Here is a 12254-nt window from a genome sequence, read left to right as displayed (position 1 = left end):
ATGAAAAAGGCCCCCAGGGAGGGGGCCTTTACAGATGACGTTGCGGTCCTGGCCTAGTGGGTGGCCAGCACGGCGCCTTCGTACTTGGTCTTCATGAATTCCTTGATCTTGTCGCTGCACAGGGCCTTGTACAGGGCCTGCAGTTCGGGACGCTTTTCATCGCCGGTGCGGATGGCCAGGATGTTGGCGTAGGTGGTGGCAGCGGCGGAGTCGGCAGCTTCCACGGCCAGGGCATCGGCCACCTTCAGGCCGCCGAGGATGGCGTAGTTGCCGTTGATGATGGCGATGTCCACGTCAGGCAGGGCGCGCACCAGCTGGGCGGCTTCGATCTCTTCGATGCGGAGCTTCTTGGGGTTGTCCTTGATGTCGCGCACGGTGGCGGTCAGGCCCACACCGTCCTTGAGGGTGATGAGGCCCTGGTCCTGCATGAGCAGGAGGGCGCGGCCTTCGTTGGTGGCATCATTGGGCACGGCCACGATGGCACCCTTCTTGAGGTCCTTCAGGCTCTTGCACTTGCCGGCGTAGATGCCGAAGGGCTCATAGTGCACGCCGCCCATGGAGGACAGCTTGGTGCCTTTCTGGGCATTGAAGTCGTCCAGATAGGGCTTGTGCTGGAAGTAGTTGGCGTCCAGATCCTTGCTGTCCAGAGCCACGTTGGGCTGCACATAGTCGGAATATTCGATGATCTCCAGATTGATGCCTTCAGCCTTGAGCATGTCTTTGGCGGCATTCAGGATCTCGGCGTGCGGCGTGGGAGAGGCGCCCACCTTCACGGTGGTGGCGGCCTGGGCATGGCAAACCAGAGTACCGGCGGCCAGCATGGCGGCCAGCGTCAGCAGAAGTTTTTTCATGGGAAAAACCTCGGGGAAAGGGTGATAGAAAAAGCGGATCAAGACCCGCGTTTGTCGCTGCGTCGGGTGGCCCAGTTGCCGAAGCTCTGGAAGATCTGCACGATGATGATGAGCAGGATCACCGTGGCGATCATGATGTCGGTCTGGTAGCGGTTGTACCCGTACATGATGGCCAGCTTGCCCAGACCGCCGCCGCCGACGGCGCCGGACATGGCGGAGTAGCCCAGGATGGTGATGGCCGCCACGGCACTGCCGTTGATGAGCGAGGGCATGGCCTCGGGCAGCAGCACCTTGGTGATGATCTGCCAGGTGGAGGCCCCCATGCTCTGGGCGGCTTCCACCACACCGTTATCCACTTCCAGCAGGGAGGACTCGATGAGACGGGCCACGAAGGGCGCCGCGGCGATGACCAGAGGTACTACCGTGGCGTTGTTGCCGATGGTGGTCCCCACGATGTAGCGGGTGAAGGGGATGACGGCGATCATCAGGATCAGGAAGGGGAAGGAACGGGTCAGGTTCACCACCACATCCAGCACGCTGTAGACCACGGGATTGGGACGGATGCCGTCTTTGCGGCAGATGACCAGGACGACGGCCATCACGATGCCGAAGACATAGGAAAAAAACGTGGAGACGATGGTCATGTACAGGGTATCCACCACCCCTTCCATGAGCATTTCCACAGTGGCCTGATCAAACATGCTTCATCTCCTCCAGCAGGATGTTCCTGGATTTGGCGAATTCCAGGATGCTCCGGCGCGATTCCGGGCATTCGGGCAGCTGCAACACCATCTGGCCAAAGGCGATACCGCCGATGTCGCGGGTATCGGCATACATGATGTTCACGGGGCAGTGGCATTCCAGCACCATATTGGCGATGACGGGCTCGAAGGAGGAACGGCCGTTGAAGATCAGGCGGTAGAGGTTCTCCTGGGGCAGGTTCTGCAGGGCCTCGGGCATGACCAGACGGCGTGCTGCCTCGGTGCGCGGATGGAAGAAGACCTCTTCCACTTCGCCGTGCTCCACGATCTTGCCGCGGTGGATGATGGCCACATGGCTGCAGATCTTTTCGATGACGCTCATCTCGTGGGTGATGATGACCGCCGTGATGCCGAGATCCCTGTTGATGTCCTTGATGAGGGACAGGATGGAGTCCGTGGTGGCCGGGTCAAGGGCGGACGTGGCTTCGTCGCAGAGCAGCACCTGCGGATTGGTGGCCAGGGCACGGGCGATGGCCACGCGCTGCTTCTGGCCGCCGGAGAGCTGCGAAGGATAGGAATCCATGCGGTTGGCAAGGCCCACCAGATCCAGCAGTTCTTCAGCACGCTTGCGGGCCTGGACCTTGTCCATGCCGATAAGTTCCAGAGGAAAGCAGACGTTCTGGCGCGCCGTGCGCTGCATGAGCAGGTTGAACTGCTGGAAGATCATGCCCATGGAACGCCGGGCAGCGCGCAGCTCGCTCTCCGACAGACGGCACATGTCCTTGCCTTCAAAAAAGATGGAACCGCCCGTGGGACGTTCCAGCATGTTGATGCAGCGGACGAGCGTGCTCTTGCCGGCACCGCTCTTGCCGATGACACCGAAGATGTCTCCTTTGTTGATGGCAAGATTGATGCCCTGCAGGGCAAAAACATCCGTATTTTTGCTGCGGTAACGTTTTTCCAGATTGACGATATCGATGATCGGCGCTTCGGCCATAGTGCCTCCCCTTTGATTCCCCTGTCGGGGGTATTCGAGGTTAGCATATCTTCCCCCGCTCGCAAAGAAAAAAGATGCCGAAAAATGTGCTGCGCAAGGCTTCGGGCCATAGTCGGGGAAGGGCGGGGCGCAGAAAAAAAGCCGTATCCTGTCAGGACCGGCACGGTGACGACATGGGAGGAAGGAGCGGGACGTGCAGGAAGGAAGCAGGGGAAAGGACATTCCTTCCCCTGCTTCCTCCAAAGTGCTAGCGCTGGCGGATGTAGGCTTCCAGCCGACGCATGGCTTCGGCCAGGTTGTCGATGGAATTGGCGTAGGAAAGGCGCAGGAACCCTTCGGTCTGGCTGCCGAAGTCGATACCGGGGGTGATGCCGATATGGGCTTTTTCCAGCAGGTCGAAGGCCAGTTCCATGGAGCTGCTGCCCAGATGGCGGGCATTGATCAGCATGTAGAACGCTCCCATGGGTTCCACGGGGATGTTGAAGCCCAGGCGCTTCAGCTCGCCCAGCAGGAAGCGGCGGCGTTCGTCGTAGGTGGCATGCATGCGGGCCACGTCTTCATCGGCACAGGTCAGGGCCGCGATACCGGCTTTTTGCACCGCAGAATTGGTGGACAGGAAGAAGTTCTGCATCAGGGCCTGCATGGGGCGCACGAGATCACGGGGCACGATGAGGTAGCCCAGGCGCCAGCCGGTCATGGCATAGGCCTTGGAAAAGCCGCCTATGACCACGGCATTGTCCGTGTACTCCAGGATGGAGTGCTCTTCCGCATCCCCGTAGGTCAGGCCGTGATAGATCTCGTCGGAAACGATCATGGGGCCCAGTTCGGCCAGGGCGCGCATGCGCTCCGGCTCCAGCACGATGCCCGTGGGGTTGCAGGGGGAGTTGATGAGCACGGCCCGGGTACGCGGCGAGATCTGTTTGGCCACGTCTTCGGGACGGAACTGGAAGCCTTCTTCCTCATGGGTCAGCGTCCAGACGGGCACCCCGCCCGCATAGCGCACGAAGTTGGGGTAGCAGGCATAGCCGGGATTGGAGAGGATGACTTCGTCGCCCGGATCGAGCAGGGCGGAGAAAAGGACCATCATGGCCGGGGAAGAACCGGGGAAGATCAGCACCTGGTCGGGATGCAGGCCGACACCATAGCGCCGTTTGTAATAGGCGCACAGATGTTCGCGCAGCTCCACATCGCCCAGGGAGTGGGTGTAGTGGGTCTGCCCTTCGTCCAGGGCCTTGAAGGCAGCCTGACGGATGCACTCGGGCGTATCGAAATCGGGTTCGCCCAGTTCCAGGTGGATGATGGAAGCACCCTCCCGTTCGAGCTTCTGGGCGCGTTCCAGCACTTCCATGGCCAGAAACGGCGTGATGCCGCGTACTCTCTCGGCTATCATCGTATATCCTTTGTTCTTCCTGCCGTCGGGCAGGCTGGTTCCGCGCCTTGCGCGGCCGATACTCGTGCCGCGGTGGCGCCGCAGGGCAGACGGCGTGCCCTTTCGTATGTCATCCGGGCCTCATATCAGGAGGGGCGTCAAAAAGAAAGAGGCCCTTCCGCCTATTCCGTCCAAAGGGGATCGGTCTCGGGATAGATCATGCGCCTGGTCATGCCGCCGTCCACCGGCAGATTGACGCCGTTGATGAAGCCGTTCTCCTCCCCGGCCAGGAACAGGCAGGCATTGCAGACGTCTTCCGGTTTTCCCACACGTCCCGACGGATGCTGGCTGTGGTCGCAGGGGCTCAGGCTGTCGTAGTCGTCCACCTGTATCCATCCCGGGCTGACCGCATTGACGGTGATGCCCGTACCGTGCAGCGACACGCACAGGCTGGCGGTCAGGGAGACAAGCCCGCCCTTGGAGGCGCCGTAGGCTTCCCAGCCGCATTCGTTCTGCTGGTAACGGGTGGAGGCGATGTTGATGATGCGTCCATAGCCCGTTCCCCGGCAAAGACGGACGAATTCCCGGCAGCAGAGGAACGCGCCGCGCAGGTTGGTCCCCAGGACGTCATCGAATTCCCTGGCTTCCAGGAGGGGGAAGGGCTTCCGGAAACGGCTGACGCCCCCGTTGTTGATGAGGACGCGGGGAGTGCCGAGCGTCTGGGCGATGGTATGAAAAACAGAGGTGATGGCGGCTTCATCGCGCAGGTCACAGGGAAAACAGTGGATGTCCGGGTGGGGGCTGCTCATGGGCTGGATGTCCAGAGCGGCGACCACATACCCCTCGCGGGCAAATCCTGCGCACAGGTGACGTCCTATACCGGCGGCACCGCCGGTGATGATGGCAACGGGCATAGTCCCTCCAAAAAAATTTTGCAGCCAAGATGCGCCTGTTTTCAATAGCCGAGGCACCGGCGGCCCGCAAGGCCGGGGGCAGGGGAGAAAAACAAAAAAGCCCCCGATCCGCCGAGGACCGGGGGCCGGGCGGCAAATGAAGATGCCTAGCCGGTGATCTCCAGGGCATTGAAGAAGTAGGCCATTTCGTAAGCGGCAGTTTCCGGCGCGTCAGAGCCGTGCACGGAGTTGGCTTCGATGCTTTCGGCGTACTTTTTGCGGATGGTGCCTTCTGCGGCATTGGCAGGATTGGTGGCGCCCATCAGTTCCCGATAGCGGGAGATGGCCTTGTCGCCTTCAAGGATGGCGCAAACCACAGGGCCGGAGCTCATGTATTCCGTCAGGCTGGCAAAGAAAGGCCGTTCCTTGTGCACGGCATAAAAGCCTTCGGCCTGCTGGCGGGTCATGCGGATCTGCTTCATGGCCACCACGCGCAGACCGGCGCCCTGGATCATGGCAAGGATCTCACCCTGCAGGTTACGGGCAACGGCATCGGGTTTGATGATGCAAAAAGTACGTTCCATGGAATCTCCTGTGGATAAATGAAAAAAAGCGGCAATTTTTATTGCATAAAATATTTCATAAGACAAGAGGTTTCTGGTGTGCCCAGACAGGTCGAATCCATGCAGGCATAAAAAAAGCCATCCCTTGCGGGATGGCTTTGCGAGCCTTACTGGGCGTTCAGGCGTCCGGTGATGTTGTCCTTGATCCACTTGGGATCCAGCCACTCCAGCGGGGTGACTTCCACGCCACCGACCAGTATGCCGAAGTGCAGGTGATCGCCGAAGGCCAGACCGGTGCTCCCCGTCTTGGCGATGATGGCGCCTTTCTGGACCACATCGCCCACCTTGACGTGGATCTCGCTCAGATGGGAGTAGAGGGACATGAGTCCCAGGCCGTGGTCGATGACGACGAGGTTGCCGTAAATGCCGAGCTCACCGGTGAAGACCACGCGGCCGTTATTGGCTGCGGGGACTTCGGCATTGCGGACCGAGGCCAGGTCAAAACCCAGATGGTAGGATTCGCCCACCTGCTTGCCCTGGTAGGTGAAGTAGCGGTGATCACCAAAACCGGCACGGGCCGCGGAGCGGGGCAGGCGCTGGAACATCCCGTCCCAGAGCATGGCCGCTGCGGTGTCCTTGCGTAGGGCACGCAGGGTCTCGACGTTGGCCGCGCGGACCTGGTTGTTGATATAAAGGTATCCTTCCAGCTGATTGGCGGCGTTGGGGGCCAGATAGCCCAGCTTGCTGTTGACGCTGGCCAGGAAGTTGTCCGAGATGCTGATGGTATCGCTTTTGAAGTTGCGTTCGTAGGCCAGCAGGCCCAGACGGCTGCGGGTCACGTTGCCGGCCATGTCCGTGGCGGTCAGCTCCACGGCGTTTTTATATTCCACGGCGGTCATGGTGTAGGGGAAGGGGAAGAAGCAGATGTAGCTGCCGTCCTTCTGCAGGAAGCCGGGGACGAAATACCCCGCCACCAGCACACCGCTCTGGGTGACTTCTTCGTCGATGGTATAGCGGATGGCGGCGGCACCGCCGCGGCGCACGCTGGGCGGCAGGGTCTTCACGGAGATGCGCGGCGGCTGGGTATCCAGACGCATGGCCAGCACTTCCGTGCGGGTATTGCCCTGACCAAAGCCGGCCAGGGAGGCGTCCGTCGCCTTGATCTCCAGCTCGAAGGCCCCTTCACGCAGGCCGGCATTCTTCAGCGAGACCTCGACAGTACGCTGGGGCAGGTATTCTTCGAAATGCCGCTGGAAAATGGGGGTGACCACATTGTTGCGGCGCACTCCCACGGAGATGGAGCGGATGTTCGAAGGGTCCGCCAGCGTTATCTGCAGGGGCGTGTGGGGAGAGACCCGTCCGGTATCGGGCACGATGGCGATGGACGGACCGTCCATATCCTTGAAAAAGATGTACCCACAGGCAATCAGCGCGATCAGGATGAGCAGGCTCAGGATAGTGGAAAAGAAATTTTTTTTGCGCATGGAGACTCCTTTCTCATACAAGCGGGAGTGTTGCACGTTTCAGGGGAGTTTTCAAGGAATAGCCCCCGCTTTGACGGCATTTGACTTGGGGGGGAAAATTTGTTCTTTCTTCGCCATACGCAAAGGACAAAACGAGCATGATGGCAAGAGGTACCGCGATAGATCCCAGACGCCTGCGTCTGCGCATGGTTCGGGAGCTGGCCGCCAGGGGCATAACGGACGGACGCGTCCTTGATGCCATGTCGCGGGTCCCCCGGCATCTTTTCGTGCCCGAGGGACTGCGTTCGCGGGCCTATGAGGATTGTCCGCTGCCCATCGGCTACGGACAGACCATCTCCCAGCCGTCCACGGTGGCCCTCATGTCCCAGATGCTGGAGACCTCGCCCGGCATGCGCGTGCTGGAGGTCGGCACCGGTTCCGGTTACCAGGCGGCGGTGCTGGCCGCCATGGGCTGCACGGTCTATACCGTGGAGCGCCTCAAAGAGCTGTACCAATCGGCCCGGGCCCTCTTGCAGCAGCTCGATCTTCGCGCTATTCACATGCAACGAAGCGATGGAACGCTGGGCATGCCTGCCGCCGCCCCGTTCGACCGCATCATCGTCACTGCCGGAGGTCCCCAGATCCCCCGCCCCCTGCTGGAGCAGCTTGCCGTGGACGGCATCATGCTGATCCCGGTGGGGGCACGGCCCCGCACGCAACGCCTGATGCGCATCATGCGCCGTCAGGGACGGCTTTGCAGCGAGGACCTGGGCCCTGCCGTCTTCGTGGATCTGGTGGGCGACCATGGTTGGTAAGCCCGCCTGTTGTCATACCCTGTAAAGGAGATATCATGTCTTCCTGTTCTTCCTGTTCCTCTGCGTCGGGCTGCTCTTCCAAGGGCAACCCCGGCGGCGCCGGTTGCATGGAATCGGCCATGGCCCGGCAAGACCAGATCATTGCCGACCGCCTGGCCCACATCCGGCACAAGATCTTTGTCATGAGCGGCAAGGGTGGCGTGGGTAAAAGCTCCGTCACCGTCAATACCGCCGCGGCCCTGGCCCATCGCGGCTTCAAGGTCGGCATCCTGGACGTGGACATGCACGGCCCCAGCGTGCCCAACCTGCTGGGTCTGAAGGCTACCATCGAAATGAATGAGAAAAACGAACTCATCCCTGCCATGTACAATGAGAACCTGGCAGTCATTTCCATGGATTCCTTCCTGCAGGATCGTGACCAGGCCATCCTGTGGCGCGGCCCCAAAAAGACGGCTGCCATCCGCCAGTTCCTCTCCGACGTGGCCTGGGGCCCGCTGGATTTCCTGCTCATCGACTCCCCTCCAGGAACCGGTGACGAACACATGACCATCCTCAAGACCATCACCGACGCCCAGAGCGTCACGGTGACCACCCCGCAGGAGATCTCCCTGGCCGACGTGCGCAAGGCCGTCAACTTCCTGCAGGTCGCCGAAGGCAAGGTCCTGGGCGTGGTGGAAAACATGAGCGGCCTTGTCTGCCCCCACTGCCACCAGGAGATCGACCTGTTCAAGAAGGGCGGCGGTGAAGAGCTTGCCAAGCATTACGGCATCCCCTTCCTGGGTGCCATCCCGCTGGATCCGGCCACCGTGGTGGCCGCCGACCGGGGCGTGCCCGTGGTCTATCTTGAACAGGATTGCCCTGCCAAGCAGGCGTTCCTGCATCTGGCTGACGCCATCGCCCAGGCTGCCGACAGCGGCGCCGCGAAGCTGGTCAGCAAGAGCTAGGCGCTCTTTGGGGGGTGGCTCGTCCACCCCCTCAAGATACCTGCGCGTTTTTCCCTTTTCTCGGGGACGCGTTTGTGATACCCGTTTCCATGTAGTCCTGTTTCCCGGTCGGTGAGAATATGTTCAATCTTGCGAATAAACTGACGCTGTTGCGCATGCTGCTGGTTCCGCTCGTCATCGTGCTGCTGTATTTCCAGGGCCCGGTGACCTGTGTGCTGGCCGCGCTGGCATTCATTGCCGCTTCCATCACGGACTGGGCCGACGGTTACGTGGCCCGGCGCAACAACATGGTCACCAGCATGGGCAAGTTCCTTGATCCCCTGGCGGACAAGGTCCTCATTTGTTCCGTGCTCATCATGTTCTGCACCCTCGGCTGGGCTGAAGCGTGGGTCGTCATCCTGATCGTCTGCCGTGAGCTGGTGGTCACGGGGCTGCGCGCCATCGCCATCGATGAAGGGATCGTCCTCGCCGCCGACAGGTATGGGAAGCTCAAGACCGTCCTGCAGATCGCGGCCATCATCCCCATGCTGCTGCACTATCCTTACTGGGGCGTGCGTCTGTGGCCCATCGGGGAAATCATCCTCTATCTGGCGCTCATCATGTCCGTAGTGTCCTGTGTGAACTACTGTTACGGTTTCTACCGCAAGATCGCCGCAAAAAACGCTGCCGAATAAGATGAGTACCCTGCAGTTACGGCTGAAAAACTGCATCCAGACCATCCTCGAGCTGGAGCCACAGATCGGAGCTGATCTCTCCGATCGCTATTTTGTTGAAGAATTCATGGCATTACGGCGCTTTTTGGATAGCGTCGAGCAGATGCGCCTTGGAGAGGATGACGTAGAGCGTCTGGAATCCGCCACAGCGACTTTTCTGGAAGAGCTGGGGCTCTCCCGGCGTACCTGGCAGAAACAACGACGGGTCTTGCAATAAGATGGTAGCTTGGCGGGTCATAGTTCTGGTAGCTGTATGGGGGATCAACCTCATCATTTTCTGTCACATGATCTGGGGATCTGAAGGGCTCATCGCCTATCGTGAACTCAAACAGAAGCATGCGGCCATCGAGGCCGAGATCGCCAGCATCGATGCAGAGAACCGCTCATTGAGCCGGGACATCCGTCTGCTCCAGACGGATGAACGCTATGTCGAAAAAATGATACGCCAGCGGCTGCACTACGTCCACGAGAACGAAGTGCTGTACCTTTTTGGTGATTCCTCCGAAAACCGGGAGAGCGGGGCTGCCACGCATGATGGACAAAATTGAATGGTACAGGGAAGTGCTGGAGCTGGAACCCAGCTCCAAGCTGTTTTTCCCTCTGGCTCGCCTGCTGGTGGAGGACGGACAGCCTGAAGCGGCGCTTGAGACCCTGCGCCGGGGGCTGGAGCGTCATCCCGAATTTCTTGAAGCACGGCTTTTTTATATCGAGCAGCTCTATCATCACGGGCAGCCCGAAGCCTGCGTGGCGGAGGTGACGGAACTGGGGCAGCTTTTTGCTTCCTATCCCGGCTTCTGGCAGGCCTGGGCGGCCAGCATGCTCGGCAGCGGCTGCGGGGATGTGGCGACGGCCCTGCGCTTTCTGGCTGCCAGCTTCGCGAGCCGCCCGCTGAATCTCAACGAAGTTTTTGAACGGGGCCTGCGTTCCTTCATGCAGGAGGCCCAGAGCAGCGACCTGCCGCGCGGCAAGGCCCTGGCCGACCTGGCCGTCATGGGGCCCGAGGACATGGACGCGCAGGCGCATGATGCTTTTTCCTCTCCGGCGGCCAAGCCTGCCGGTGCCGGGATGGCGGAGGGAGACGACGCTGCTTCCTTTGCTGCGGCACAGGGCAGGCGGGAGCATCCGCTGCCGCAACCGACCCCGGACAGGCCCCTTTCCCTGCGTACCCGGTCCATGGCGGAAGTCCTGGCCGAGCAGGGGGATCTTCAGGGCGCTTTGGATATTTATACCGAGCTGGCTGCTGCCGCCGCCGGCTCTTCCGAACAGGAAGTCCTGCAGCAGCGTATCGCCATGCTGCGCACTCAGCTTGAGGGCGCTGCTGTGGAAGATCTCGTTCCGCCTTCGCCGGACATGGCCGCAGGCAAGGACAAACTCATCAGTATGCTGGAAGCCCTGGCCGAACGCGTGGAAGCCAGGGCCCAGAGTTAAGAAGCAGGAGTGCGTGGTGTCCCATTTGTTTAGGCGTTGTTGTGTACTGCTTGCCTCCGCCGCCATGGTGGCGGGCTGCAGTTCCTACCAGCCCACCAAGAATGTCTGGAAGGGTACAAAGGATGTCTGGTATACCTATGTCAGCCCTCCTGCATCTGTGGATTATGGTGAAAAAGGAGATCTTTCCCCGCGTGCACTGGCGCTCACCAATTGCATGATGGGGCTGGATGTGGAGCTGGGCCGCTTTGAGCGGACCATGATCAATGCGGACAAACCGCCGACGCGGCAGTGGATGGACAGCCTTTTTGCCGCCCATCCCTGGCTGGACGGCTTTGCCGGCGTCAAATATGACGGGACCCTGCTGGGGCAGGAGCCTGCCAATCCTCTGAAACAGCTGGATTTCATCCCGCTGCTGTATGAAGACAAGAAGCAGGGCAGCCGTGCTCTGCGTGCCGGTGTGCAGCAGACCCCCATGGGGCCGGAAGTCATGCTGGCTGCCCCCCTGTACGATGGCGTGGATTTCCTCGGCATCGTCGTGGCCTATTTCGACATGCGCAACCTGGTGCAGTATTCCGGCAATCCCCAGGACATGGTCATCCTCAGCCCTCAGGCGCTGCTCTGGCCCGGCAAGTATGACTATGCGGCGACCCCGCTCGCTTCGGTGAACTGGGAAGAAGCCGTCACCAAGAGCTCTTCCGGCACCTGCACCAACGCGACGGGGAGCTTCTATTACATGGTGCGCTATCTGGGCAACCTGCCGCTGGTCTTTGCCGTGGCGGAATCCGGCACCTTCCCGCAGGGGAACGGCAGCGTGGATCAGGGCCTGCCCTTCTTCCCCAAGGAAAAGGAAAAGCTTCCTCCGCCGCCCATGCCCGAACGCAAGAAGGACAGCAGCAAGACGACGCCCGCCTTCGGTGCTTCCGAAGATGCCGTTGACGGTTACGGCGATGCCGGCGGCATGCCGCCGCAGGATGTAGCTCCGGGCGCCAGCATCGTCCAGCCGCCGCAGGAAAGCGCTCCGGCTCCTTCCCGCGTGCGTGAACGGCCGCTGGCCGGCGAGAACGTGAAGCCGCGTCCGCGCAGACGGCTCGTCATCCCCGATGAGGCGCTCACGGTGCCCGAACTGCCTGAAGAGACCGCACCCGCGCCGCAGGTGCGCATGCCCAGTCCCTTTGGTCCTCGTGGCGCTGCCAAGCCGGCAGCCGAGCAGGGCGGAGCGGATACCGCTGCCCCGGCAGCTCCGGCTGAGTCCGCTGCCGATACGGCTCCCGCAGCAGAAACGGCTGCCCCCGAGGCTCCGGCTGCCGCCAAGCCCGCAGCTTCCGAAACGCCTGCTGCTGCCCCGGCAGAGACGGCAGCGCCTGCTGCAGAACCCGCTGCCGAGCCTGCGGAAGCGCCGGCAGCCGAAGAGCCTTCAGAGCCCAGACGTCCGGCCCTGCTGCCGGGCGGGCGCCCCAGTCCCTTCGGTCCCAGGTAGTCTTTGACAGCAATCACGCAGTGTGCGCCGCTTCGGCGGC

14 protein-coding genes are annotated in these 12254 nt (G+C 61.3%); 7 read left to right on the top strand and 7 right to left on the bottom strand.

Annotation, left to right across the window (positions count from 1 at the left end):
- Positions 1-53: 53 nt before the first annotated feature.
- The 7 genes from ACQRAG_RS01165 to ACQRAG_RS01135 all read right to left on the bottom strand — a co-directional run bounded on the left by ACQRAG_RS01165 (position 54) and on the right by ACQRAG_RS01135 (position 6858).
- Positions 54-851 carry a MetQ/NlpA family ABC transporter substrate-binding protein gene (locus ACQRAG_RS01165; protein WP_168935774.1) on the bottom strand — a complete coding sequence of 266 codons (798 nt, stop codon included), beginning with the start codon at positions 849-851 and terminating at the stop codon, positions 54-56.
- Positions 852-889: 38 nt separating this feature from the next.
- Entirely contained in the window at positions 890-1552 is a 663-nt protein-coding gene (locus ACQRAG_RS01160; RefSeq protein ID WP_168935775.1) for a methionine ABC transporter permease, read from the bottom strand.
- The gene (locus ACQRAG_RS01155) at positions 1545-2549 is read right to left on the bottom strand and encodes a methionine ABC transporter ATP-binding protein (RefSeq protein ID WP_168935776.1); all 1005 of its coding nucleotides are present in this window, start codon (positions 2547-2549) and stop codon (positions 1545-1547) included. The genes ACQRAG_RS01160 and ACQRAG_RS01155 overlap by 8 nt, the downstream gene beginning before the upstream one ends.
- 247 nt (positions 2550-2796) lie before the next feature.
- On the bottom strand, positions 2797-3939 hold the full coding sequence (locus ACQRAG_RS01150) for a pyridoxal phosphate-dependent aminotransferase (protein ID WP_302261612.1): 1143 nt from the start codon (positions 3937-3939) through the stop codon (positions 2797-2799).
- A gap of 161 nt (positions 3940-4100) precedes the next feature.
- The gene (locus ACQRAG_RS01145) at positions 4101-4832 is read right to left on the bottom strand and encodes an SDR family NAD(P)-dependent oxidoreductase (protein ID WP_427803742.1); all 732 of its coding nucleotides are present in this window, start codon (positions 4830-4832) and stop codon (positions 4101-4103) included.
- Between the two features lie 146 nt (positions 4833-4978).
- On the bottom strand, positions 4979-5395 hold the full coding sequence (ndk, locus tag ACQRAG_RS01140; protein WP_204625559.1) for a nucleoside-diphosphate kinase: 417 nt from the start codon (positions 5393-5395) through the stop codon (positions 4979-4981).
- A 146-nt stretch (positions 5396-5541) separates the two neighbouring features.
- On the bottom strand, positions 5542-6858 hold the full coding sequence (locus ACQRAG_RS01135) for a M23 family metallopeptidase (RefSeq protein WP_289616069.1): 1317 nt from the start codon (positions 6856-6858) through the stop codon (positions 5542-5544).
- Positions 6859-6995: 137 nt separating this feature from the next.
- Here ACQRAG_RS01135 and ACQRAG_RS01130 point away from each other — a divergent pair, with 137 nt between their 5' ends.
- From ACQRAG_RS01130 to ACQRAG_RS01100, 7 genes are all read left to right on the top strand, one after another.
- Positions 6996-7652, top strand: a complete 657-nt coding sequence (locus tag ACQRAG_RS01130) for a protein-L-isoaspartate(D-aspartate) O-methyltransferase (protein WP_239465002.1) — start codon at positions 6996-6998, stop codon at positions 7650-7652.
- A gap of 35 nt (positions 7653-7687) precedes the next feature.
- On the top strand, positions 7688-8596 hold the full coding sequence (locus ACQRAG_RS01125) for an Mrp/NBP35 family ATP-binding protein (RefSeq protein WP_040369252.1): 909 nt from the start codon (positions 7688-7690) through the stop codon (positions 8594-8596).
- A 119-nt stretch (positions 8597-8715) separates the two neighbouring features.
- Entirely contained in the window at positions 8716-9270 is a 555-nt protein-coding gene (gene pgsA / locus ACQRAG_RS01120) for a CDP-diacylglycerol--glycerol-3-phosphate 3-phosphatidyltransferase (RefSeq protein WP_168935781.1), read from the top strand.
- A gap of 1 nt (position 9271) precedes the next feature.
- Positions 9272-9526, top strand: coding sequence for a hypothetical protein (locus ACQRAG_RS01115; RefSeq protein WP_006005367.1), 255 nt, complete (start codon positions 9272-9274; stop codon positions 9524-9526).
- Between the two features lies 1 nt (position 9527).
- Positions 9528-9857: an FtsB family cell division protein gene (locus ACQRAG_RS01110; RefSeq protein ID WP_006005369.1), complete on the top strand. Its 330-nt coding sequence runs from the start codon at positions 9528-9530 to the stop codon at positions 9855-9857.
- A complete protein-coding gene (locus tag ACQRAG_RS01105) occupies positions 9841-10737 on the top strand; it encodes a tetratricopeptide repeat protein (RefSeq protein WP_300645674.1) in 897 nt (298 codons plus the stop codon). Before ACQRAG_RS01110 ends, ACQRAG_RS01105 begins: the two co-directional genes overlap by 17 nt.
- 16 nt (positions 10738-10753) lie before the next feature.
- Positions 10754-12214 (top strand): hypothetical protein, encoded by a 1461-nt coding sequence (locus ACQRAG_RS01100; protein WP_303876579.1) that lies wholly within the window; start codon positions 10754-10756, stop codon positions 12212-12214.
- Positions 12215-12254: the final 40 nt, after the last annotated feature.

Origin of the sequence: Desulfovibrio sp. SGI.230 (genome assembly GCF_050313065.1) — a bacterium.
GTDB lineage: Bacteria > Desulfobacterota > Desulfovibrionia > Desulfovibrionales > Desulfovibrionaceae > Desulfovibrio.
This window is presented reverse-complemented; position numbering and strand designations above follow the sequence as displayed.